The following is a 20,984-nucleotide window of genomic DNA, read 5'->3' as shown; positions in this document are numbered from 1 at the left end:
TCACCCCATTTGCAGCCGTCCATGCTGTCGTCCCGTCCCCTGCCTGAACGCGCCGCCCTGAACGGTCGCCTGATCGTGTCGGTGCAGGCACCGGAGGGTTCGCCCATGCGCGATCCGGCCGTGATCGCCGCGATGGCCGAGGCCAGCCTGCGCCAGGGGGCCGCCGGGGTGCGGCTGGAAAGTCCGGAGCACATCGGCGCTGTGCGGCGCCGCTGCCCCGGGGCCCTGATCGTGGGGCTCTGGAAGCGCACATTCCCGGACAGCTCCGTGTACATCACCCCCGGCTGGGAGGAGATCCGTGCCGTCTGGGCGGCTGGAGCCGATGTGGTGGCCATCGATGCCACCGAGCGGGCCCGGCCGGATGGTCAGGTGTTGGGGGCCCTGATCGAGCGCGCCCGAGAGGACCTCGGGGCTCCGCTGATGGCGGATGTGGACAGCGTCGCGAACGGGCTGCGGGCAGCGGCTCTGGGTTGTTCCTGGGTGGGCACCACCCTCTTCGGCTACACCGAGGCCACCGCCTCGCTGCAGCCCCCGGCCTGGGACCTGCTGGGGCCGTTGCGGCGCGACCTTCCAGAAGCGGTGGCGCTGATCTGCGAAGGGGGGATCGCCAGCCAGCAGGAGGCCTCCCGTGCCCTGGACGGTGGGGCCGATGCCGTTGTGGTGGGAACGGCGATCACCGGTGTGGATCTGCAGGTGGCCGCCTACGTGCGGGCCATGACCGGCTGAGCGGTCGGCTCACCCGGCCCATCGGGCCCCGCAGGGGGCTCACATCATGCCGGGCATGCCCATGCCACCCATGCCGCCCATGCCACCCATTCCTCCCATGCCGCCATCGCCGGCGGGGGGAGCGGCGGGTTCCGGCTTGTCAGCGATCACGGCCTCGGTGGTGATCAGCAGCGAAGCGATCGAAACCGCATCCTGCAGGGCCAGACGCACCACCTTGGCGGCGTCCAGGATGCCGGCGGCCAGCAGATCTTCGTAGGTGTCGGTGAGGGCGTTGTAGCCCTTGCCCTGGCTGAGCATCTGTTGCACCACCACGTCGCCGTTGGCGCCCGCGTTGGTGGCGATCTGGCGGGCCGGCGCCGCCAGGGCCCGCTGCACGATCTCCACCCCGGTGCGGACGTCGCCCTCGCAGCGGCTGGCCAGCTCACGAAGTTCCTCGCTGAGCTCGACCAGGGTGCTGCCGCCGCCGCCGACGATGCCCTCATCGATCGCCGCCCGGGTGGCATTGAGGGCATCCTCGATGCGCAGCTTGCGGTTGCGCAGTTCGGTCTCGGTGGGGGCGCCCACCTTGATCACGGCCACGCCACCGGCCAGCTTGGCGATGCGCTCGTTGAGCTTCTCGCGGTCGTAGTCGGAATCGGTGGCCTCAAGCTCCCGCTTGATCGCGGCCACCCGGTCGGTCACCGCGGCGCGCTGGTCGTCCGCCGCCACGATTGTGGTGTCGTCCTTGCTGATGGTGATGCGGTGGGCATGGCCCAGGTCGGCCATGGTGGCCTTGTCCAGCGTCATGGCCCGGTCTTCGCTGATCACCGTGGCGCCGGTGAGGATGGCGATGTCCTCGAGCATGGCCTTGCGGCGATCACCGAAGCCGGGCGCCCGCACCGCGGCCACCTGGAGCACCCCCCGGGTCTTGTTCACCACCAGGGTGGCCAGGGCCTCGCCCTCCACCTCCTCGGCCAGGATCACCAGGGGCCGGCCGCTCCTGGAGACGGCCTCCAGCACCGGCACCAGATCGACCACGGTGCTGATCTTGCGATCGGTGATCAGGAGCAGGGGATTGTCGAAGGCGCATTCGCGCCGGTCCTGATCGGTGACGAAATAGGGGGAGGAATAGCCGCGATCGAAGGCCATGCCCTCGGTCACCTCCAGTTCGGTGGCCAGGGATTTGGATTCCTCCACGGTGATCACGCCATCGGCGCTCACCCGTTCCACCGCTTCGGCGATCATGCGGCCGATTTCCTCATCGTTGCCGGCGCTGACCGTCGCCACCTGGCGGATGGCGTCTCCCGCCACGGCGCGGGAGCGCTCGGCGATACCGGCCACCACCAGGGCCGTGGCCTGCTCCATGCCGCGACGGAGGGCAACGGGGCTGGCACCGGCGGCGACGTTGCGCAGGCCCTCATGCACCAGGGACTGGGCCAGGACGGCGGCGGTGGTGGTGCCGTCACCGGCGGTGTCCTTGGTCTTCGAGGCCACCTGCTGGATCAGCTTGGCGCCCAGGTTCTCGAAGGGATCCTCAAGTTCGATCTCCTTGGCGATGGTGACGCCGTCATTGACGATGTCGGGGGCGCCGAACTTCTTCTCCAGCACCACGTTGCGGCCCTTCGGCCCGATGGTGACCTTCACCGCATCGACCAGGGCATTGACGCCCCGTTCCAGCGAGTCGCGGGATGCATCGGCGAACTGGATCAGTTTGGCCATCGACGGGGTGGTATGAGCAGCCGTCGCAGCGTCCCACGGCGACCCCGCCGGTGGCATCCGCCCATCGGTGGGGAAAGCCGAATGTCCCGGTCAGGGTCGGCGGCGGCCCCCCGTCGCAGGAGGTACCTTCTCAGCATGGAAGACCTGCTGCAGCAGACCCTCGACAGCGCGGCCACCGAGTCGGCCCTGGTACCCAGCACCAGCGCCGACGGCATGGTGTTTCTGCTGATCGCCGCCCTCGGCCTGCTGATGGCCCTGGTCTATGTGCCGATCCGGCTGTTCCTCACCCTCACGGCCCGAAGCCGGCGCCTGCGCCTGCTGCAGCGCATCCGCAAGCTGCGGGAAGACCTCGCCCAGCCCCTGGCACCGGAATCCTGATCAGCGCATCACCATGCCGCCGTCCACCTGCAGCACCTGGCCGGTGATGTAGGCCGCCGCCGGATCGGCCGCCAGGAACCGCACCGCCCCGGCGACCTCTTCGGGCTGGCCCATGCGGCCGAGGGGGATGGCGGCAAGGATCGGCTCCTTGTCGAGATCTTTGGTCATGTCGCTGTCGATGAAGCCGGGGGCCACCGCGTTCACCGTGATGCCGCGGCTGGCGAACTCGGCGGCGCTGCTGCGGGTGAGGCCGATGACACCGGCCTTGGCGGCGCTGTAGTTGGCCTGGCCGGGGTTGCCCATCAGGGCCACCACCGAGGTGATGTTGATGATGCGGCCGCGGCGGGCCTTGAGCATGCCGCGGCTGACGGCGCGGGTGCAGAGGAACACCCCGGTGAGGTTGAGGTCGATGACGCTCTGCCAGTCGGCGGTCTTCATCCGCATCAGCAAGCCGTCACGGGTGATGCCGGCGTTGTTGACCAGTACGTCTAGGCGCCCTTCCTTCTCCAGCACCGCCTTCACCATCGCCTCCACCGCCTGCTCGTCGGCCACATCCGCCTGGTGGCTCCAGGCCTGGCCGCCGGCCGCCGTGATCGTGGCCACCACCTCTTCGGCGGCTTCGGGCGAGCGGGCGTAGTTCACCACCACCGTGGCGCCGGCCAGCGCCAGGCACTCGGCGATGGCCCGGCCGATCCCCCGGCTGGCACCGGTCACCAGGGCGACCTGACCGGAGAGGGGAGCGGCGCTGGACATGGCGGCGGGAGCTGGGTCAGGCGATCGTATGCCTGGCGAAGTCCCGCTCCGGTCGCCTCAGTCGGCCATCTGGTCGGAACTCTCCAGAGCTGGGCCGAGCACCTCGGCGAAGCGCTGCAGCTGCTCCTTGCTGCCCATCACCACCAGCAGCTGGCCGGCCTCCAGCCGGATGTCGCCGCCGGGGTTGGTGACCAGGGTGGCCTCCGCAGGGCCGTAGGTGGTTCCCCGGTAGGAGTAGGGATTGACCACCGCCGGCGCCGGGGTGCGGATGGCCAGCACCTGGGCGCCGCTGCGGCGGCCGAACTGGATCTCCGCCAGGCTGCGGCCCAGCAGTTCACCCAGCCGGGAGCTGTCGTCGCTGAGCTGGAATTCCTCCACCTCGCAGTCGGAGCCGGCCAGCAGCTCCATGAAGTCGACGGCCAGCGGCCGCAGGGCGGTCGCGGCCATCACCCGGCCCCCTGCCACGTAGGGGCTCACCACCTGGTCGGCCCCGGCCAGGCGCAGCTTGCGCCCGGCTTCCGCGCTGTCGGAGCGGGCGATCAGGCGGCAGCGGGGGGCCAGCCCCCGGGCGCTCAGCACCACGTAGAGGTTGGCCGCATTGTTGGGCAGGGCCGCCACCAGGCTGCGGCAGTGATGGATGCCCGCCTCCAGCAGGGTCTCATCGAGGGTGGCGTCGGCGAACAGCACCGGCAGCCCCCGCTCCTCCGCCTCATCGCGGCAACCCGCGTCCATTTCCACCACCAGCAGCGGGACCTTCTCCCGGATCAGCTGATCGGCGATCTCCTTGCCGATGCGGCCGTAGCCGCAGAGAATCACGTGGTTGTTCATGCTTTGGACCCAGGTGCGGAATCGGCGCTCCCGCAGGCGCCGGAAGTAGCCGGTTTCGGAAAGGCCCACCAGGTTCTGGACGGTGAGCTGGACCACCACGAGGCCTCCGGCGATGGAGAACACGGTGATGATCCGCCCGGCGGTGGAGAGGGGGTGGACCTCGCCGTAGCCGATGGTGGCGATGGTGATGGCCACCATCCAGTAGCAATCGCCCCAGTCCCAGCCTTCGGTGATCCGGTAGCCGATGGCGCTGGCGTTGACCACCACGATCAGGGCGATCAGGGGGGTGACCCAGGGACGGCGTGCCCTGGCCGAGGGGGGACGCTTCCTGCGGGCGAACCACAGGCGACTCATGGGCGCCGCTCAGCCCAGGCCGAGGGCCTGGAGCACGTCGCTGGAGGGGAGGTCACGCAAGGGGCCGGGGGAACCCAGTCCTTGTACTCCGCTGCGGGCGGGAAGGCTGTCGCTGCTGCGACCCAGAGCCACCACCGGGGTGCCGCTGAGCAGGGCCAGTTCGATGGTCACCGCATCACTGGCCAGCACCACGTCGCTGGCGGCCACCAGGGCGGCCCTCTCGGGCAGGTGGGCCGGGGAGGCCGGGGGCACCTGCAGGGAGCGCAGGCCGGGGAGGGTGGCGGCGATGCGGCCGGGTAGCTCCTGCCAGGCCGCGGCAGGCCAGTCGTCCGGGCCGGCGGAGGGGGCCAGCAGCAGCATCGGCCCGTCGCCGGCCGGCAACGTGGCGAGGGCTTCGTCGAGGGCGGCCTTCGACAGGCTGAGGCGGAAGGCGGCGGCATCGAGGCTCACCCCGATCGGCCGCAGGTAGGCCTCCAGGGCCTGGGCGGGCCAGAGACCCTGGGGCACCTGCACGGTCTCGGTGGCGGAGAAGCCCCCGGCGGCCATGCGGTTGGGGATGTGGCTCATCGAGAGCATCAGATCCACCTGGCGGCCGCTGGCCAGATTGATGCAGGCCTGAAAATCGGGCTCCCGCACACATCCGAGCAGGTTGGCCCAGTCGGCCAGGGTGGCGTCGCCGAAGTTGAAGGGGATGACCTTCTCCACGGCCGGCAGCAGTTTCCACAGCGCCATCAGCGACGGATGGCAGGCCACCTGAATCTGGAAGTGGAGTTGCTCGGCGGTGGCCGCCACGGCGGGAAGCGCCTGCAACTGGTTGGCGCCATCGCCCGGGATCAGAAACAGTGCGCGCATCGGGCGTTGGGTCGGGCGGGCCTGGCGGCCTGATTGTATGGAGGGGATTCCAGTGTTCCGCCCGGGCGGCCCATCGCTTGTGCATTTGCTGATCGCCGCCGCCGGCAGCGGGCGCCGCATGGGCGCCGCCACCAACAAGTTGCTGCTGCCCCTGGCTGGCCGCCCCGTCCTGGCCTGGACCCTTGATGCCGCCCTGGCCTGCGGGGCGATCCGCTGGATCGGGGTGATGGGCCGGCCCGAGGACGAAGCGGCGATCGCCGCGATCCTGGCCGCCGCCGAGCCTCGCCGCTCCCTGGCCGAACCGGTGGCCTGGATCGTCGGCGGGGACACCCGCCAGGACTCGGTGCGCCGGGGCCTGGAGGCCCTGCCCGCCGATGCCGAGGCGGTGCTGATCCATGACGGCGCCCGCTGCCTGGCGGAACCGGAGTTGCTGGAGCGCTGCGCTTCGGCCCTGAGTCAGGCCATGGCCGAGGGGGCCGGCATCATCGCCGCCACCCCCGTCACCGACACCATCAAGCAGGTGGATGGCCAGGGCCTGATCACCGCCACCCCCGAACGCAGCGGCCTCTGGGCGGCCCAGACGCCCCAGGGCTTCGGGGTGGCCCAGCTGCGCCAGGCCCACGGGCGGGCCGAGCGTGAGGGCTGGAGCGTCACCGACGATGCGGCCCTCTATGAGCGGCTGGGGCTGCCGGTGCGGGTGCTGGAGGCGCCGCCGTCCAACATCAAGCTCACCACCCGCTTCGATCTCACCATCGCCAGCGCGGTGCTGGCGGCCCGCGGCACCTGAGGCCGCCGATGGACAGCGCCGCCCAGCTCGAGACGATCGCCGCCCGCTGGCAGGGGGCCTTCGACAACCGGCGCCAGGTGGCCGCCACCCTTGCCAGGGGTGGCCCGCCGGCGCCCGAGCTCACCCGGGAACTGCGCACCCTGGTCGTGGAGCGGCTGCAGGCGCCCCAGCTCGGCGCGCTGGTGCTCTACTTCCAGGAGTTCCGCGCCAGCGCCCCCCAGCTGGCCCACCGCCAGCGGGTGGTGGTGCTCGGGATGGATCCGCAGCGCGGCAGTGTCCGGGCCGAGCAGCTGTTCTTCCGCGGCGGGCCCACCTACGACCGCCCGGCGCTGGCGGCAGCCCAGGTGCAGATCCTGGGTCCGGAGGCCTTCGATCGCCATCCGGGTTGCGATCTGTTCTTCGAGGCGGAGCCGGCCTTCGATCGCTTCCGCGCCCGCATGGATCCCGGGGCCTGCCGTTACCGGCATGCGCAGGACGGTGAGGTCTGCGCCGAGTTCGAGATGCTCCTCCATCCCGACCAGCTCTGGTATCGGGACCGCAGCCTGCGGTTGGCCGATGGCTCGGTGCGGGGTGAGGTCGACGGCTTCAGCTGGCTGCTGTTCGACCGGGCAGGCCGGAGCGATGGGATCGGGGTGGACGGAGCCCTCGGGAACGATCTTCCCGCTCTTGTGCGGCAACAAGGCGTGTGGCGGGGCCGCTTCCGGCGCTACGACGCCGGGGGCGGGCTGCTCGAGAGCTTCCCGAGCACGATCACCATCCGGGTGTCCCAGGAGGGAGGCCGCTGGCGTTACCACCAGAGCAACCTCCATGGTCCGGAGGACGCCCCGCTGCGCCGCCTCGAGGCCCAGGGCGAGATCCATTCCGGCCGGGTGTGGTTCGCCAGTGACCGCTACCAGGGCTGGGCGATGGACCTGCCGGGCGAGCAGCCGGCCGCCGGTTGCCTGCTGGTGATGCAGGCCCGGGACCCAGGGGATCCCGACATCCACGAGATCATCAGCTGCAGCCCCGACGGCCGCCGCCGCTGGCGGTCGAGCCAGTTGCTGAAGGATGGTCAGCTGGTGGGTCGCACCGTCATCGACGAGGAGAAGCTGCCCGGCCCCTGACGGACCCAGGCCCTGCAGCGATCACGCTCAGGCGGCCCCGGTCGCCGTCGAGTCGGGCCCGCACCCCCAGGGGCAGGGCGGCATTGACGTGGCCATGTCCCACCGGCAGGCCGGCCAGCACAGGGATACCCAGATCGGCGGTCCGCTCCCGCAGCACCTGCTCCAGGCTGAACCGGGGCCTGTCGCCGTCGGCGTCCTGGGGGTCGTCGCAGCCCTCGAAGCTGCCGAAGCCGATGCCCCCCAGGCGTTGCAGGGCACCGCAGAGGCGCCAGTGGGTCAGCATCCGCTCGAGGCGGTAGGGCGCTTCCCCCACGTCTTCGAGGATCAGGATCGCCCCGTCCAGATCCGGCAGGTGCGGCGTGCCCAGCAGGTGGGTCGCCACCGTGAGGTTGGCGGCCAGCAGGGGGCCTTCGGCCTGGCCGCCCACCCAGCTCTCCCCTTCGAGGTCGGCCAGAGGCTCGCCGAACAGCAGGGCCCGCAGCCGCTCCCGGCTCCAGGCCGGCTCGGCCGCCAGGGTGGTGAGCAAGGGACCGTGGATGGCGCCCCCCTGGCCCGTCGCCAGCCGGTGCCACAGCAGGGAGGTCACATCGGAGAAGCCCAGCAGCCAGCCGCCTGCCGCCTCCAGGGGGCGCTCCAGCAGCCGCGCCGACCCCCAGCCCCCCCGCACGCAGGCCAGCAGGGCCGGTGAGCCCTCCGGGTCGCCGCTGGGCCGCAGATCGCCGGCCCGCTCGGCGTCCTGGCCCGCCAGGTAGCCCCAGCGGCGCGCCGGCAGCCGGGAGGGATCGTCATCCAGCTCCAGGCCCCAGCTGGCCAGCACCGCCAGGCCGGCCTGCAGCCGCTCCAGATCGCCCAGGGCGGAGCTGGCGGCCACCAGTCGGACCCGGTCGCCCGCCTGCAGGGCAGGGGGTTGGAGGGGCGGCAGTCCGGCGTTCATGGCGGATCAGGCGCTGGTGGAGAGGATCACGGCCAGCAGCAGCAGACCACCGAGCCAGACCTGAACGGCGAAGTGCCGGCCATAGGCGCTGCGGGGCAGGTCGGGGCGACGCAGCCGGCCCGCCTGCTGCTGCATGGCCAGGGCGGCGGCGGCCCAGGGCAGCCAGAACGGCAGACCCGCCCGCCCCTGCAGCAGCACGGCCAGGGCCAGGGCGGCGCAGGTGAGTCCATAGCAAAGGGCCACCGCCAGGGGCGCCTGGATCCCCAGGCTCAGGGCACTGCTGCGCACCCCGAGGCGTCGATCGTCGTCCCGGTCGCTCATGGCGTAGACGGTGTCGAAGCCGAAGGTCCAGCTCACCGCCGCCAGCCAGGTGAGCAGCAGGGGCCAGCCGCCCTGGGCACCCTGCAGGCCCCCCTGGGCGGCCGCCCAGGGAATCAGGACGGCGAAGCCCCAGCACAGGGCCAGCACCAGCTGGGGATAGGCGAACCAGCGCTTGGCGGAGGGATAGAGCAGCACCAGGGGCAAGGTGGCCAGGGCGAGCCCCACGCACAGCACCCGGCTGGCGGGGGGCAGGGCCAGCAGGGCCGCCAGGGCCACCACCAGGCAAAGGACCAGCAGGACGGTCGCGGTGCCCACCCCGAGGCGGCCATCGGCCAGGGGCCGGTGGCGGGTGCGCGCCACCAGGGGATCGATGCGCCGGTCCCAGAGGTCGTTGGCCACGCAGCCGGCGCCGCTCACCGCCAGACCCCCCAGCACGATCCAGCCCACCAGCAGGGCCGGAGGTGGCACGGCGGGACCCATCCACAGGGCCCAGCCGGCGGGAATCAGGAGGATGAGCCTGCCACTGGGCTTGTGCCAGCGCAGCAGCTCAAGCCAGGCCTGGACACGGCCTGGGGCCATCGGGACGTTCACCGCTCGCAACGGTTGGTTCCCGGCACCCTATCCAACTCCTGACGGCGGCGTTCCCGCCTGCTGGCGATGGGGCGGCCGGTGGCAAAGTGGCGCCGCCGCTGCCCGGGCCGACCCCCATGCCCCCGATCCCCGACACCGCCGGTACCGCGGAACGGCGGGTGGCGGCCATCGACATCGGCACCAATTCCATCCACCTGCTGGTCGCGGCGATCGATCCGGTCCTGCGCAGCTTCTCGGTGGTGCTGGCGGAGAAATCCACCACCCGGCTGGGGGAGAGGGATCCCGATTCCGGCGACCTCACGCCCGAGGCGATCGAGCGCGCCTTCCTGACCCTGCGCCACTGCCGCGACCTGGCCACCAGCCACGGGGTGGAGCAGATCGTCACCGCCGCCACCAGCGCCGTGCGGGAAGCTCCGAACGGCCGCTCGTTCCTGCAGGGGCTCCAGGACCAGCTGGGGCTGGTGGTGGACCTGGTGAGCGGGCCGGAGGAGGCCCGACTCATCTACCTGGGGGTGCTGTCGGGCCTTTCCTTCGGCGATCAGCCCTATTTCATCCTCGACATCGGCGGCGGCTCCACCGAGCTGGTGCTCGCCGATGGCCGCGATGCCCGCGCCCTCACCAGCACCCGCATCGGCGCGGTGCGCCTGCAGCGGGAGTTCTGTCGGGAGGACCCCCTGACGCCGGCCCGCCGCGGCTTTCTCGAGGCCTACATCCAGGGGGCGATGGATCCGGCCGTGGCCGAGGTCAAACGGGAGTTGCGGCCGGGGGAGAAGCCGGTGCTGGTGGCCACCAGCGGCACCGCCATGGCGATGGCGGCCCTGGCTTCCGCCCAGGATCCCAACCCGCCCCTGAAGCTCGACGGCTACCGCCTGGGCCGGGCCCGCCTTGATGGCATCGTCGAGCGGCTGGTGGCGATGACGCCGGAGCAGCGCCGCGCCCTCACCGCCATCAATGAACGCCGGGCCGAGATCATCGTCCCGGGCGCCCTGATCCTCCAGACCACCATGGAGATCCTCCAGGTCAGGGAGCTGGTGGTCTGTGAGCGGGCGCTGAGGGAAGGTCTGATCGTCGACTGGATGTTGCGCAACGGCCTGCTCGTCGATCGCTTCAGCTTCCAGAGCACGATCCGCCGCCGCACCGTGCTCCACCTGGCCCGTACCTACGGGGTGGATACGGGCCGGGCCGACCGGGTGGCCAGCCATGCTCTCAGCCTTTACGACCAGACCCGGGGCCTGCTGCACGATGACGACGGCGAAGGCCGGGCCTTGCTGTGGGCGGCGGCCCAGCTCCATGCCTGCGGCAAGCACGTCAACATCGCCGCTTATCACAAGCACACCTGGTATCTGATCCGCCACGGGGAGCTGCTCGGTTACTCCGAGGCCGAGCACCTGATGGTGGCGGCGATCGCCCGCTACCACCGTCGCAGCCTGCCCAAGAAGCGCCACGAGTCGTGGCAGTTGATCGAGGCCGGCCAGCACCGCCACACCGTGTTCACGATGGCCCTGCTGCTGCGGCTGGCGGCCGCCCTCGACCGGAGGCCCGCCCCCGGTATCGAGGCGATCAGCGTCTCGGCGGACGCCGAACGGACCGCTCAGACCCGGGGCTTCACGATCAGCCTGCAGCCGCAGGCGCCCCAGCCCGGTGACACCCCCCAGGATCTGAGCCTGGAGGAATGGAGTCTCCGCTCCTGCGCCGATCTGGTGCTGGAGGCCACGGGCCTGAGGCTCACGGTGCGGCAGGCGTCGCCCTGAAGCTGCGCCACACCACCTGATCGATCCGTCCCAGGGAGCGGGGGGCCTGGCTGCCGGCGGTGGCGGTCACCAGGTCGGGCCGGCCGGCCAGCACCCTGAGGCCCTGCCCCATGGGGAACTGCTTCTCGCCGGTGAAGGTGCCGCGGAACAGGGTGACCCCGGCCGCATCGCGGACCTCCAGCCAGCTGGGCTGGCTGCTCTGCAGCACCAGCGCGTCCGCCACCGGCCGGGACGGCGCCCCAGCGGCCACAGCCTGGTCCGGAGCCACCCCCGCTTTGGTGCTCGCGGCCGGTGATGGGGGTCGGGAGGTCTGCGGGGCAAAGACCTTCCCCTGCAGGGCGCCCACCGCAAGGCCGCCGCCGCCCAGCAGCAGCAGGCCCCCCCACAGCCAGCCGAGGGAGCGGCCCTCGCGGGCGGGGGCGATGGTGGGCCGTCGCTGCGGGGGCGTGACGGGGGCCGGGCGGCCCTTGGCACGCATCAGGCGGCTCCCCTGCAGATCACTGATCTGCTGGCTCACGTCGATCCCCAGGGCGCCGGCCACCCGCTTGGCCTGGGCCACCACGAACACCGCTTCCGGCAGGTGGGTGTGGTCCCCGGCCTCGAGGGCCGTCAGCTGTTCACTGCCCAGCCGCAGTCGGTAGGCCAGTTCCTCCAGGCTGAGGCCCTGATTGCGGCGGGCTTGGCCGAGCTTTTCGCCCAGTTGGACGAGCTGCGGGATCGGAGCACTCCAGTCGTCTGCGGCCATGGTCGCGGCAGGAGATTCGAACAAGGGCAGGGACTCCTGAAGCGCTGCGTCGCCAGCAGTATGACGAGCGGTCCAGGGGACGACCAGCCATTCGCGTCCAAGGACGCTACGGGCCGGAAGGCAGGAAAGAAGACATGGGCGATACTGGATTCGAACCAGTGACCCCTTCCGTGTGAAGGAAGTGCGCTACCGCTGTGCTAATCGCCCATCGTTGCTGTCGGCACCTCGGCATCGCCTGAAAGAGGATCTTTCAACGGCAGAGGTTTCGACCAGGCCCAATGGCCTGAACCCTCCTACACGGTCGCCGATCACACTGTCAAATCCCCTCAGCCGGTGCTGTCGCAGCCGGCGCTCACCGTTTTGAGTGCCGTCGGGTCGAACTCGATGCTGGTGGGGCCGTTGAACAGATCGGGCTGGAGCTGCCTGAGGGCCTGGGCGTCTCGGTTGAGCCGCCCTTGGGCGGCCGCGATGCGTTCGGCACGCCGCTGCCGCCACGCGGCCCGCTGCGAGGCCACCTGCTGTTCCCAGGCGCCGAGGGCGGCCTCGTAGCGGTCCCGGTCGAGCTGCTGGTCTTCGGGGCGATAGCGCGATTCCTTGCCGGCATCCAGGGGCTGGGGCGGCGCCACGGAGGGCCGGAACGGGCTGCTGCGCGCCGCGGCCAGGTCCTGCTCCGCCTGGCGCAGCGACTCGATCAGGGTGGTGATCGTTCCCTGCCGCCTGCGGCAGGCTTCCAGGGCCGCCCGTCGGGCCGTGGCGGCCTTCTCGGCCGCCTTCTCGGTCGCCAGGGTGGCCTCAGCGTTGGGCAGGCAGCGGACGTAGCTGAGGGCGGCCGCCAGGGGATGGCCAGCGTTGGCACCCAGCCTGCGGCAGCGCTCCCGGCCGGCCTCACTCACCCCCGTGAACTGACAGCCGCCTCCCAGCAGGGTCACACTCAGCAGCACGGGGAGGAGCCGCCGGTGTCGGCTACCACGGGAACTGGACATTGCCCTCGGAACTCCGCTCAGAGGAACACTGCATCCATTGTTGCCATCTTGCCGGCGCCGGGATGCCTGAGGCGGCCGCCCCCCGTGGCGGCACCCTCCCCCCGTGATCAGGCCGGCAGCCGTACCCTCCGGAAGGTCAGGTTGAGCCGCGGGGTTTCCACCCTCAGGCGCCGCGGCAGGCCGTGCTGCCAGTGCCGCTGGGTGGGCGGGTCCATCAACAGCAGATCCCCATGGCCCAGTTCCACCGCCAGGGTCGGAGCCGTGCCCCGCTGGCGGGGACGGAAACGCAGGGTGCGGCTGGCTCCCAGGCTGAGGGAGGCGATCGGGGCCTCCGGATCGAGCTCAGCCTCGTCATCGGCATGCCAGCCCATGGCATCACGGCCGTCGCGGTAGTAGTTCAGCAGCAGGGAATTGAACTCCTGGGCGGCAGCCTCCCCAACGCGCCGGCGGATGGCGGCGGCCAGTGGTGTCCAGGGTTCGATGGCGTTCTCCAACCCGGAGTAGCGATAGCCGCAGCCAGGATCCGCCATCCAGCAGGTGAGCCGGGGCATGGCGTGGCGGCGGCCGTACACGCGGATGGACTCCTGTTTCCAGGGCACCTCCTGTCGCAGCCGCTCCAGCCAGGCATCGGCTTGTGCGGCCTCCACCCAGCCCCGCCAGTGGCGCAGGCAGGGCGTGGCCGCCGTCACTCGGCGCCGCCGCGGAACAGGTGGTTGTGGCTGGCGGAATAGAGCAGGGATCGGGCCTCCTCGGCGGCCCGCAGGGCCGGACTCACCACGTAGAGGGTGGTGCGGATGAGGTTCCGCTCCCGGCTGACGCGGGCCATGGAGTCCAGGGGCACCACCGTGAGCCACTGGTCGGGCCAGCTGACCCGGTACCCGATCGCCACCGGCGTGTCCGCCGGGTAGTGCAGCAGCAGCTCGCTCTGCACCTCCTCCACGTGGCGGGCACTGAGATAGAGGCACAGGGAGGCCTGCAGGGCAGCGAGACGGGCCAGGGATTCACGCTCCGGCACGCCGGTGCGGCCGCCCGCCCGGCTGAGCACGATCGTCTGGACCCGGCCGGGAATGGTCAGCTCGGCCCCCAGGGCGGCGGCGGTGGCCTGGTAGGCGCTCAGCCCGGGAACCACCTCCACCGCCAGGCCGGCATCGGCCAGCCGGCAGATCTGCTCCTGCAACGCTCCGTACAGGCAGGGGTCGCCGTCGTGGAGGCGCACCACCCGCCGTCCCTGCCTGGCCCGCTCGATCACCACCGCCATCACCTCCTCGAGGGTGAGCGTGCTGGTGCGCACCGTTTCGCACTCCCTTGACGCCAGGGCGGCGATCTGGGGGCTCACCAGGGAGTCGGTCCAGACCAGCACCTCGGCCGCCTCGATGGCCCTGGAGGCCCTCAGGGTGAGCAGGTCCGGGGCGCCGGGGCCGGCTCCGACGATCTGAACGGTGGCTGTCATGCGGTCACGCCGGAGGGGTCGGGGAGGGGACGTCGGAAGCGGTAGAGCCAGAGCAGACCCGCCGCCCCCAGTGCGATGAGCAGCAGGCTCATCAGCTGGGCCATGCGCAGGCCACCGGCGCAGAAGGGCGGCTGGGAGAACAGGCACAAAGGATCGAGCCGCAGCCCCTCGATCCAGAAGCGGCCGCTGCTGTAGGCCATCAGGTAGGTGCAGCTGAGCGCCCCGGCGGGCAGCCGCACCCGCCCCTGGCTGCCCAGGCGGAACAGGAGCAGCAGTAGGCCGCAGACCCCCAGATTCCAGAGGGATTCGTAGAGAAAGGTGGGGTGGAAGGAGGCCTGCTCAAGGAATTCCGACGGCCGGTTGGCCATCGGAATGGTCAGGGCCCAGGGGAGGTTGGTGGGCAGCCCGAAGGCCTCGGAGTTGAAGAAATTGCCCCAGCGCCCGATCGCCTGGCCCAGGGCCACGGCGGGAACGAGCACATCAAGCAACGGCCAGAAGGCCTGGCGGCGCCAGCGGCAGAAGAGCAGGGTGACCAGGGTCCCCCCGATCAGGGCGCCGTGAATGGCGATGCCCCCACGCCAGATGGCGAAGACATCGAGCCAGTTGGTGTGGAACTGGCGCCATTCCAGCGCGACGTAATAGGTCCGGGCGCCGACCACGGCCCCCAGCACCATCAGGGGCAGGAGATCAGCGATCAGGCCGGGATCGATGCCCCTCTGGCGTCCCAGACGGGTGGCCAGCAGCAGCCCAAGCAGCACCGCCAGGGCGATCAGCAGGCCGTACCAGCGAACGGAGACGGGACCCAGCTGAAAGATCAGGGGTCCCGGGGAGGTGAAGAGGCCGAGAAGGGCGCTCAGAAGCCCTCCGCCGCCTGGACTTTCTCAACCTGGCGCTTCTTGAGCACCAACATGATCTGGGCCAGGGCCACGGCGGCGAAGAAGGCCAGCAGGCCGTAGATGCGCACCGGGTTCTGTAGCACCACTTCAGCGTCGATCTGACCGAAGCCGCCGACGTTGGGGTCGTTGGTGATGGGCACACCGGCTTCCACAGCATCGCCGACGGCCACGATCAGGCTGGGTCCGGCGGGGATGGTTTCGGTGACAGCGCCTGCCGCCCCGGTGATCTCCACCACGGTGCTGCCGTCATCACCGGTGGTGATGGCGCTGACAGTGCCGGCTGCGGGGGCGGTGTAGACGGTGTTGTTGGTCTTTTCACCTTCCGGGGTCACCTGGCCGCGGCCACGGTTGGCACCCACATGCACCTGGTACTTACCGAAGTGGATGGCGCTGTCGGTGGCCGGATCAGGAGACAGGATCGGGAAGACGATCTCCTGGTGCTGGTCACCGGGGAGAGGGCCCACCAGAAGGATGTTGGGCTGGTCGTCGCTGTACTGGGTGTAGTAGACGCCGGCGGTCTCTTCCTTGAGTTCATCGCTGAGCCGATCCTGGGGGGCCAGGGTGAAGCCGTCGGGAAGCATCACCACGGCTCCCACATTCAGACCGGCGGGGCTGCCATTGCCGGACACCTGCTGAACGGAGGTGTCGTAGGGGATTTCAACCACCGCCTTGAACACCGTGTCAGGGAAGACCGCCTGGGGCACTTCCACCCGGGTGGCCTTCTTGGCCAGGTGGCAGTTGGCGCAGACGATCTTGCCGGTGGCTTCACGCGGGGTGGCGTAGTTCTGCTGGGCCCAGAACGGATAGGCCCAGCTGGGACTGGCCCCCAGAAGCAGCACGCCCACCGAAAGGCTGAGGGTGAGGAGGGTGCCGAACAGGGGGGAGAGGAAGCGGCGCATGGGGGTGGAGGTGGCGGGCGTCGGAGAAGTGAAGCGGGGGAGGGAGATTCAGGCGCCGATCACGCCCACCAGGCCTTCTCGCCGGTGCGGAAGTCGGTTTCAGTCCACGGGCTGAGGAACACGTTGTCGTTCTCGACGCTGACGTGGGCCAGGGCCAGGGAGAGAGGAGCAGGGCCGCGCACCACCTTGCCGGTGGCGTCGTACTGACTGCCGTGGCAGGGGCAGATGAACCGGTTGGCGCCGCTGTTCCAGGGCACCACGCAGCCCAGGTGGGTGCAGATGGCGTTGATGCCGTAGTCGCCGATGGCCTCGCCACCCTCCACCAGCAGGTAGGTGGGATCACCCTTGAGACCCTGCACCAGGCTGCGGTCGCCTTCCTTGTGGGTGGCCAGCCAGCCGGTGGCGGTGACGCTGTTGCCCAGCTCGTCCTTGGCGGTGACGCCGCCACCGCTGCCTGCGGCCTTTGGCGGGATGAAGTAGTTCACCACGGGATAGAGGGCACCCAGGGCCACCCCTGTGACGGAGCCGAAGGTCAGCAGGTTCATGAACTGCCGGCGGCCCATTCCGGGCACATCAGCACCACCGCCGTTCGAGGAGGCCGCAGGAATCTGGGTCATAGGGAACGGCGCGGTGTGACCGATTGACGTGGCGCCCATTATGAACCTTGCCCTTCCCAGGCCGGGTCCGAGTCGCACCCGCCGCAGGCCGGCTGCAACATGCTGTTGTGGAGAGCGCCTGCCGCCATGACCTCAGCTGAGCCGCTTCGCCGGGAGGAACTGCTGGAGGTGCTGCGAACGCGCTGGCAGGCCACCTACGACCTGCAGCTGGTTCAGCGTCGTGGTCGCCTGTATCTGCATGTGATGTGGGGCTACCTCGAGCAGCAGTCCTTCCCGCTGACGCCCCAGGCCTTCGAGGAGCACCTTGAGGAGCTGGTGGGCTCCCTCAACGGCCTCGGCGTGGCCGCCCAGGTGCGCCACTGGCTCCAGACCACCACCGACAAGCCCCGCCTGGGCAAGGCCCTGTCTTTGCCCCTGGAGCTGCCGGCGGGGCGCGCCAGCGAGTTCATGCTCTGAGCCGGAGCTTCAGGTGGAGGGCGACGGGGTGGGCCGCAGCCCCTCGGCCAGGGCCACCAACGCCACCCCGAGCAGGTACAGGGCCGTGATCGCCCCGGTAAGCAGCAGCATCGTGATCGGATCGGTGGAGGGCGTCAGCACCGCACCGGCCAGGGCCGCCGCCAGCACCACCCAGCGCCAGGCCCCCAGCATCGTGCGCCAGTCGATCAGCCCCAGGGCGCCCAGCAGGAGCTGCAGCACCGGCAGCTGGAAGGCCAGGGCCGTGGCCACCATCAGCAGGAGCACAAAGTCGAGGTAGCGCTCGATCGACCAGATCGGCTCGACCACATCGGCGCCATAGGACACCAGGAAGCGAAGGGCGGCCGGCACCAGAGCCCACCAGGCGAAGGCCAGGCCGGCGGCGAAGAGCACGGTGGAGCCGGCGACGGCGGGGGCCACCAGCCGACGTTCCCGCCGGCTCAGTCCCGGCAGCACGAAGGCCAGGGTCTCGAACAGCACGTAGGGCAGGGCGAGGGTGAGCCCCGCGTAGCCGGCCACCTTCAAGGACACAAACAGGAATTCGCCCGGGGCCAGCTGCAGGAAGCGGATGCCTTCGGCCGGCACCTCCAGCAGCTTCACCAGCGGCCGCACCCCCACCAGGCAAACGGCAGCACCGACCACCACCGCCAGCAGGCTGCGCAGGACGCGACGGCGGAGCTCCTCGAGGTGCTCCACCAGGCTCATCTGCACCTCGCCGGGGAAAGTGTCCTCGGGGATGGAGTTGCTCATGGCTGTTCCGTTCCCGGCAGCCTAGGGGGCTCCGCCAGCAGGTCAGCGGCTCGATCGGGCACCGCCCACAGCACGGTGCCGCCGCGGTGGCGCACCGTGCCGGGGCCGGCACCGGCGATCCGCTGCAGGTCGCCGGTCGGCACCATGACCACCGGCACCCGGCCGTTGGCCCGGCCCCGGCTGAAGTGGGCTGCCAGGTCGGCCGCCTCCCGCAGATCCTCGTCGCTGGGGGTGCCCTCCGAGCCCTTCAGCACCACGTGGCTGCCCGGGCACTCCTGGGCATGGAACCAGAGATCGCCGCGCCGGGCCTGCTGCAGGCTGATCCACTCGTTCTGGCGATGGTTGCGGCCCACCTGCAGGCGCAGGCCACCGCTGCTGCGCAGTTCCAGGGGGGAAGGAGCGCTGCCGGCCGGTCCCCGTCGCAGGCGCCGTGAGGGCCCGGGCCCCTGGCTGTCCCGACAGGGGAGCAGGGCGGGCAGGTCCTCCTCGACGGCGGTGAGCTGGGCCCCGTTCTCCGCCTGCTCCAGGAAGGTGAGGCTGGTGTCGATGGCGGCCAGCCGCTGCTGGTGCAGCTCCAGCCGAGGCGTGATCGCGGCCACGGAGCGGCGCAGCTTGCGCGCCTGGCGGTAGAGGCGCTGGGCTTCGTCGATCTCATCCCGGGAGGGCGCCGGCACGCTCAGCAGCCCATCGGCCCGGCGCTGCATCGCCTCGCTGCCGGGCACTGCCGCCAGCAGGGCCTGCTGCTGGTCGGCGTTGCGGCGCTCCCGCGCCGCGGCGGTCTGGAGGCGCTGCCGCAGGCTTGCCCGCCGCTGTTCCAGCTCCCGACGGCCCAGCCGATCGTCGTAGTAGCCCGCCAGTCCTCGGTTGATCGCCCAGGGGGTGGGCACGGTCGCCGCTGCTCCGGAATCCCAGCAGCGGTAGTCGCTCGGACCGCCCCAGCCCAGGGCGAACCGTTCCTGTTCCATCGTCTCCAGCCAGAGGCGCCAGCGCTGCCAGAGCTGTTGCCACTGCTCCGCCTGCAGGCTGTCCACCGGCAAGAGCAGCCAGGCGTCCGCCAGCTGGCGGGCCAGGGCCGGACCGACCCCCTGGTAGGCGCCCAACAGCGCCTGGCCGACCGTCTGGGGCAGCAGGCTGAGGCGCCGTTGCCAGGAGGCGAAATCCTCCTGGAGCCGCGGAGGTTCGCCGGCCATGGGCGGCGGCGGCACGTAGGCATCCCCGGTGCCGATGGGCCGCAGGCGCGACCGGTCCTGGCGGACCTGGCGGGCCAGGGTGATCACTCGCCCGTCCTCATCCAGCAGGAACAGGTTGCTGTGGCGTCCCATCACCTCCAGCACCAGTTGCCTGGCGATCGGCTCACCGGGTCTGGGGGCGAACCCCAGGGCCACCACCCGCTCCCAGCCCTGCTGCTCCAGGCTCACCAGGGCCAGACCCCGCAGGCCGTGTTGCAGCTGCTGGGCCAGGGTGCTGCCATCCCCCTGCCGCAGCGGTGGGTCAATGGCCAGCAGGCGTGGTGCCTCCGCCAGCCAGCTGAGTTCCAGCCACAGGGTTCCCTGCAGGCTGCGCAGGCCCAGCTGCAACCGATGGGCATCGGGCTGCTGGGCCTTCTCGAAACGGCTGGGCAGCAGGCCGCGGCGCATCTCGACCAGCACGGCGCGCAGGCTGGTCACATCCATGGCCTGGATGGGCGGGGATGGGGCCATCGCCTCCAATGCGGTCCACCCCTACTGTGCGCCCCAGCGCCAGCGATCCATGCCAGCCCCCCCCTCCCCCGGTCGACTCACGGTGATCACCGGACCCAGCGGGGTGGGCAAGGGCACCCTGGTGGCCCGGCTGCTGCAGCGCCATCCGGGCCTCTGGCTGTCGGTGTCAGCCACCACCCGGACGCCCCGCGCCGGGGAGATCGATGGCCAGCACTATTTCTTCCTGACCCGGCCCGACTTCGAGCAACGGGTGTCCACGGACGGCTTCCTGGAATGGGCCGCCTTCGCCGGACACCTGTACGGCACCCCCCGGGGGCCGGTGGAAGAGCATCTCGCCCAGGGCCAGCCGGTGCTGCTGGAAATCGAGCTGGAGGGGGCCCGCCAGGTGCGGCGCACGTTTCCGGCGGCCTTCCAGCTGCTGATCAAGCCGCCCAGCTTTGAGGAACTGGAGCGCCGCATCCGGGGCCGGGGCACCGACGTTGAGCAGGCGATCCAGAAACGACTGGCCCGGGCCCGGGTGGAACTGGAGGCCGAGCCCGAGTTTGATGCGGTCCTGGTGAACGGTGATCTGGAGGCGGCCGTGCAGGAGCTGGAGCGGTTGCTGGGGTTTGGCGACGCCGTCTGACACCCCTGCCCTGACTGAGAGGCAAACCCGCAAGGGCTGGAGCCAAGCAGGGAGGAGCAGCCATGAAAAAGCGGCCCGTTCAAGGGCCGCTCGTCGCAATCAATGAGGCCTCTTGCCGGCTTCAGAGGGGATGGATGATCAGATCGGGAAAGAAGCGGAAGACCTCGATCGTGATGCCTGCCGTCAGGGTGAACCAGACGGCGGCCACGACGGGTGCGGTGGTGAGGAATTTCTTCATGGCTCTTGGAATCAGCGGGGGGAAACGGTCACTTTGTCGTCGGATTCCACCATGGCTCCGCTGGTGAACTCCTTGAGGGCCGCCAGGGGCCAGACAGCAGCGGCCAGGGTGGTTTTGAACGCCAGGGGCAGATCGATCTGGATCTCACGCATGGTGGCGTCTTTGCTGCCGCGGATGGCGATCAAGTAGCCACGACCGGCCCAGCCGATCGTGCCGGCGATGTACAGAAAGAGGAGGCCCGGGATCGTGAAGTCACCGGCGTGGCTCCAGCGGCCGTCAGTGATCAGGTGGGGCAGGCCATCAGTGCCGCAGAGGGACTGGCCGTAGTACGCGAACCGGGCCTTGGCCTGGTCCGTGCTGGCTGCGGCGGCGCGCTGCTGGAAGCGGGGGGTCTCGCTGCAGGGGGTGAGTCCGCCGATGTCGGCCCGGGCCGAGGGGGCGAAGCCGAAGAGCAGGAACACGGACGCCACCAGGGCGAAGGCCCTGATGGCGAAGGAACGACTGGAGAGAAGACGGCGCATGGAGAGGGGC

Annotated in this window: 24 protein-coding genes and 1 tRNA gene; 7 read left to right on the top strand and 18 right to left on the bottom strand. The window is 70.7% G+C overall.

What is annotated here, in order from left to right; all coding sequences use genetic code 11:
• Positions 1–21: 21 nt before the first annotated feature.
• Positions 22–726, top strand: a complete 705-nt coding sequence (locus VB739_RS06490; protein WP_323356285.1) for an N-acetylmannosamine-6-phosphate 2-epimerase — start codon at positions 22–24, stop codon at positions 724–726.
• 39 nt (positions 727–765) lie between these two features.
• Here the strand turns inward: VB739_RS06490 and groL are convergent, their stop codons facing one another.
• Positions 766–2,424, bottom strand: coding sequence for a chaperonin GroEL (gene groL / locus VB739_RS06485; protein ID WP_323356284.1), 1,659 nt, complete (start codon positions 2,422–2,424; stop codon positions 766–768).
• A 135-nt stretch (positions 2,425–2,559) separates the two neighbouring features.
• Here groL and VB739_RS06480 point away from each other — a divergent pair, with 135 nt between their 5' ends.
• The gene (locus VB739_RS06480; protein WP_323356283.1) at positions 2,560–2,802 is read left to right on the top strand and encodes a hypothetical protein; all 243 of its coding nucleotides are present in this window, start codon (positions 2,560–2,562) and stop codon (positions 2,800–2,802) included.
• Here VB739_RS06480 and fabG read toward each other — a convergent pair whose 3' ends face one another.
• From fabG to VB739_RS06465, 3 genes are read right to left on the bottom strand one after another with little or no spacing between them, the layout of a single operon-like run.
• Entirely contained in the window at positions 2,803–3,555 is a 753-nt protein-coding gene (gene fabG / locus VB739_RS06475; protein ID WP_323356282.1) for a 3-oxoacyl-[acyl-carrier-protein] reductase, read from the bottom strand.
• Between the two features lie 57 nt (positions 3,556–3,612).
• Positions 3,613–4,737, bottom strand: a complete 1,125-nt coding sequence (locus tag VB739_RS06470; RefSeq protein WP_323356281.1) for a potassium channel protein — start codon at positions 4,735–4,737, stop codon at positions 3,613–3,615.
• 9 nt (positions 4,738–4,746) lie between these two features.
• Positions 4,747–5,589 carry a lipopolysaccharide heptosyltransferase family protein gene (locus tag VB739_RS06465; RefSeq protein ID WP_323356280.1) on the bottom strand — a complete coding sequence of 281 codons (843 nt, stop codon included), beginning with the start codon at positions 5,587–5,589 and terminating at the stop codon, positions 4,747–4,749.
• A gap of 79 nt (positions 5,590–5,668) precedes the next feature.
• On the opposite strand from VB739_RS06465, the gene ispD reads away from it, so the two are divergent.
• Together ispD and VB739_RS06455 are read left to right on the top strand one after the other, a co-directional pair.
• Positions 5,669–6,376, top strand: a complete 708-nt coding sequence (gene ispD, locus VB739_RS06460) for a 2-C-methyl-D-erythritol 4-phosphate cytidylyltransferase (protein ID WP_323356279.1) — start codon at positions 5,669–5,671, stop codon at positions 6,374–6,376.
• Positions 6,377–6,384: 8 nt separating this feature from the next.
• A complete protein-coding gene (locus VB739_RS06455) occupies positions 6,385–7,479 on the top strand; it encodes a CpcT/CpeT family chromophore lyase (protein WP_323356278.1) in 1,095 nt (364 codons plus the stop codon).
• Here VB739_RS06455 and VB739_RS06450 read toward each other — a convergent pair.
• Entirely contained in the window at positions 7,448–8,413 is a 966-nt protein-coding gene (locus VB739_RS06450) for an LD-carboxypeptidase (RefSeq protein WP_323356277.1), read from the bottom strand. The genes VB739_RS06455 and VB739_RS06450 overlap by 32 nt on opposite strands.
• A 6-nt stretch (positions 8,414–8,419) precedes the next feature.
• Entirely contained in the window at positions 8,420–9,313 is an 894-nt protein-coding gene (locus VB739_RS06445; RefSeq protein ID WP_323356276.1) for a 4-hydroxybenzoate polyprenyltransferase, read from the bottom strand.
• Positions 9,314–9,441: 128 nt separating this feature from the next.
• Between VB739_RS06445 and VB739_RS06440 the strand changes: the two genes are divergently transcribed.
• A complete protein-coding gene (locus VB739_RS06440; RefSeq protein WP_323356275.1) occupies positions 9,442–11,076 on the top strand; it encodes a Ppx/GppA phosphatase family protein in 1,635 nt (544 codons plus the stop codon).
• On the opposite strand, the gene VB739_RS06435 is transcribed toward VB739_RS06440, so the two are convergent.
• From VB739_RS06435 to petC, 8 genes are all read right to left on the bottom strand, one after another.
• The gene (locus VB739_RS06435; protein ID WP_323356274.1) at positions 11,051–11,821 is read right to left on the bottom strand and encodes a helix-turn-helix domain-containing protein; all 771 of its coding nucleotides are present in this window, start codon (positions 11,819–11,821) and stop codon (positions 11,051–11,053) included. The two genes, VB739_RS06440 and VB739_RS06435, sit on opposite strands and share 26 nt — an antisense overlap.
• Positions 11,822–11,956: 135 nt before the next feature.
• A tRNA-Val gene (locus tag VB739_RS06430) sits at positions 11,957–12,028 on the bottom strand.
• Between the two features lie 119 nt (positions 12,029–12,147).
• Positions 12,148–12,762, bottom strand: a complete 615-nt coding sequence (locus VB739_RS06425) for a hypothetical protein (RefSeq protein WP_323356273.1) — start codon at positions 12,760–12,762, stop codon at positions 12,148–12,150.
• Positions 12,763–12,911: 149 nt separating this feature from the next.
• Complete coding sequence (locus VB739_RS06420; RefSeq protein ID WP_323356272.1) at positions 12,912–13,493, bottom strand: alpha-ketoglutarate-dependent dioxygenase AlkB; 582 nt, start codon at positions 13,491–13,493, stop codon at positions 12,912–12,914.
• Positions 13,490–14,254, bottom strand: a complete 765-nt coding sequence (gene cobM, locus VB739_RS06415) for a precorrin-4 C(11)-methyltransferase (RefSeq protein WP_323356271.1) — start codon at positions 14,252–14,254, stop codon at positions 13,490–13,492. The genes VB739_RS06420 and cobM overlap by 4 nt, the downstream gene beginning before the upstream one ends.
• Positions 14,251–15,111 (bottom strand): prolipoprotein diacylglyceryl transferase, encoded by an 861-nt coding sequence (lgt, locus tag VB739_RS06410; protein WP_323356299.1) that lies wholly within the window; start codon positions 15,109–15,111, stop codon positions 14,251–14,253. Before lgt ends, cobM begins: the two co-directional genes overlap by 4 nt.
• Positions 15,108–16,049, bottom strand: a complete 942-nt coding sequence (petA, locus tag VB739_RS06405; protein ID WP_323356270.1) for a cytochrome f — start codon at positions 16,047–16,049, stop codon at positions 15,108–15,110. Before petA ends, lgt begins: the two co-directional genes overlap by 4 nt.
• Before the next feature lie 59 nt (positions 16,050–16,108).
• Positions 16,109–16,666, bottom strand: a complete 558-nt coding sequence (petC, locus tag VB739_RS06400; protein ID WP_216910132.1) for a cytochrome b6-f complex iron-sulfur subunit — start codon at positions 16,664–16,666, stop codon at positions 16,109–16,111.
• A gap of 126 nt (positions 16,667–16,792) precedes the next feature.
• Between petC and VB739_RS06395 the strand changes: the two genes are divergently transcribed.
• Positions 16,793–17,122: a DUF3067 family protein gene (locus tag VB739_RS06395; RefSeq protein ID WP_323356269.1), complete on the top strand. Its 330-nt coding sequence runs from the start codon at positions 16,793–16,795 to the stop codon at positions 17,120–17,122.
• A gap of 9 nt (positions 17,123–17,131) precedes the next feature.
• On the opposite strand, the gene tatC is transcribed toward VB739_RS06395, so the two are convergent.
• Together tatC and VB739_RS06385 are read right to left on the bottom strand one after the other, a co-directional pair.
• Positions 17,132–17,890 carry a twin-arginine translocase subunit TatC gene (tatC, locus tag VB739_RS06390; RefSeq protein WP_323356268.1) on the bottom strand — a complete coding sequence of 253 codons (759 nt, stop codon included), beginning with the start codon at positions 17,888–17,890 and terminating at the stop codon, positions 17,132–17,134.
• A complete protein-coding gene (locus tag VB739_RS06385) occupies positions 17,887–19,590 on the bottom strand; it encodes an Rqc2 family fibronectin-binding protein (protein WP_323356267.1) in 1,704 nt (567 codons plus the stop codon). The genes tatC and VB739_RS06385 overlap by 4 nt, the downstream gene beginning before the upstream one ends.
• A gap of 49 nt (positions 19,591–19,639) precedes the next feature.
• Between VB739_RS06385 and gmk the strand changes: the two genes are divergently transcribed.
• Positions 19,640–20,215 (top strand): guanylate kinase, encoded by a 576-nt coding sequence (gene gmk / locus VB739_RS06380; RefSeq protein ID WP_323356266.1) that lies wholly within the window; start codon positions 19,640–19,642, stop codon positions 20,213–20,215.
• Between the two features lie 121 nt (positions 20,216–20,336).
• Here the strand turns inward: gmk and psaJ are convergent, their stop codons facing one another.
• Positions 20,337–20,453: a photosystem I reaction center subunit IX gene (gene psaJ, locus VB739_RS06375; protein WP_015110760.1), complete on the bottom strand. Its 117-nt coding sequence runs from the start codon at positions 20,451–20,453 to the stop codon at positions 20,337–20,339.
• Between the two features lie 11 nt (positions 20,454–20,464).
• Positions 20,465–20,974: a Photosystem I reaction center subunit III gene (locus VB739_RS06370; protein WP_323356265.1), complete on the bottom strand. Its 510-nt coding sequence runs from the start codon at positions 20,972–20,974 to the stop codon at positions 20,465–20,467.
• Between the last annotated feature and the right edge of the window lie 10 nt (positions 20,975–20,984).

Origin of the sequence: Cyanobium gracile UHCC 0281, from assembly GCF_034931305.1 — a bacterium.
Lineage (GTDB): Bacteria > Cyanobacteriota > Cyanobacteriia > PCC-6307 > Cyanobiaceae > Cyanobium > Cyanobium gracile_A.
The sequence above is the reverse complement of the archived record's forward strand: the minus strand, read 5'-3'. Positions and strand labels throughout refer to the sequence as shown.

What these genes read in the sequence shown, in the direction of transcription:
- VB739_RS06490 (WP_323356285.1), top strand. Translation starts at nt 22, where the DNA reads ATGCTGTCGTCCCGTCCCCTGCCTGAACGCGCCGCCCTGAACGGTCGC.
- groL (WP_323356284.1), bottom strand. Translation starts at nt 2,424, where the DNA reads ATGGCCAAACTGATCCAGTTCGCCGATGCATCCCGCGACTCGCTGGAA.
- VB739_RS06480 (WP_323356283.1), top strand. Translation starts at nt 2,560, where the DNA reads ATGGAAGACCTGCTGCAGCAGACCCTCGACAGCGCGGCCACCGAGTCG.
- fabG (WP_323356282.1), bottom strand. Translation starts at nt 3,555, where the DNA reads ATGTCCAGCGCCGCTCCCCTCTCCGGTCAGGTCGCCCTGGTGACCGGT.
- VB739_RS06470 (WP_323356281.1), bottom strand. Translation starts at nt 4,737, where the DNA reads ATGAGTCGCCTGTGGTTCGCCCGCAGGAAGCGTCCCCCCTCGGCCAGG.
- VB739_RS06465 (WP_323356280.1), bottom strand. Translation starts at nt 5,589, where the DNA reads ATGCGCGCACTGTTTCTGATCCCGGGCGATGGCGCCAACCAGTTGCAG.
- VB739_RS06455 (WP_323356278.1), top strand. Translation starts at nt 6,385, where the DNA reads ATGGACAGCGCCGCCCAGCTCGAGACGATCGCCGCCCGCTGGCAGGGG.
- VB739_RS06450 (WP_323356277.1), bottom strand. Translation starts at nt 8,413, where the DNA reads ATGAACGCCGGACTGCCGCCCCTCCAACCCCCTGCCCTGCAGGCGGGC.
- VB739_RS06445 (WP_323356276.1), bottom strand. Translation starts at nt 9,313, where the DNA reads ATGGCCCCAGGCCGTGTCCAGGCCTGGCTTGAGCTGCTGCGCTGGCAC.
- VB739_RS06440 (WP_323356275.1), top strand. Translation starts at nt 9,442, where the DNA reads ATGCCCCCGATCCCCGACACCGCCGGTACCGCGGAACGGCGGGTGGCG.
- VB739_RS06435 (WP_323356274.1), bottom strand. Translation starts at nt 11,821, where the DNA reads ATGGCCGCAGACGACTGGAGTGCTCCGATCCCGCAGCTCGTCCAACTG.
- cobM (WP_323356271.1), bottom strand. Translation starts at nt 14,254, where the DNA reads ATGACAGCCACCGTTCAGATCGTCGGAGCCGGCCCCGGCGCCCCGGAC.
- petA (WP_323356270.1), bottom strand. Translation starts at nt 16,049, where the DNA reads ATGCGCCGCTTCCTCTCCCCCCTGTTCGGCACCCTCCTCACCCTCAGC.
- petC (WP_216910132.1), bottom strand. Translation starts at nt 16,666, where the DNA reads ATGACCCAGATTCCTGCGGCCTCCTCGAACGGCGGTGGTGCTGATGTG.
- VB739_RS06395 (WP_323356269.1), top strand. Translation starts at nt 16,793, where the DNA reads ATGACCTCAGCTGAGCCGCTTCGCCGGGAGGAACTGCTGGAGGTGCTG.
- tatC (WP_323356268.1), bottom strand. Translation starts at nt 17,890, where the DNA reads ATGAGCAACTCCATCCCCGAGGACACTTTCCCCGGCGAGGTGCAGATG.
- VB739_RS06385 (WP_323356267.1), bottom strand. Translation starts at nt 19,590, where the DNA reads ATGGCCCCATCCCCGCCCATCCAGGCCATGGATGTGACCAGCCTGCGC.
- gmk (WP_323356266.1), top strand. Translation starts at nt 19,640, where the DNA reads ATGCCAGCCCCCCCCTCCCCCGGTCGACTCACGGTGATCACCGGACCC.
- psaJ (WP_015110760.1), bottom strand. Translation starts at nt 20,453, where the DNA reads ATGAAGAAATTCCTCACCACCGCACCCGTCGTGGCCGCCGTCTGGTTC.
- VB739_RS06370 (WP_323356265.1), bottom strand. Translation starts at nt 20,974, where the DNA reads ATGCGCCGTCTTCTCTCCAGTCGTTCCTTCGCCATCAGGGCCTTCGCC.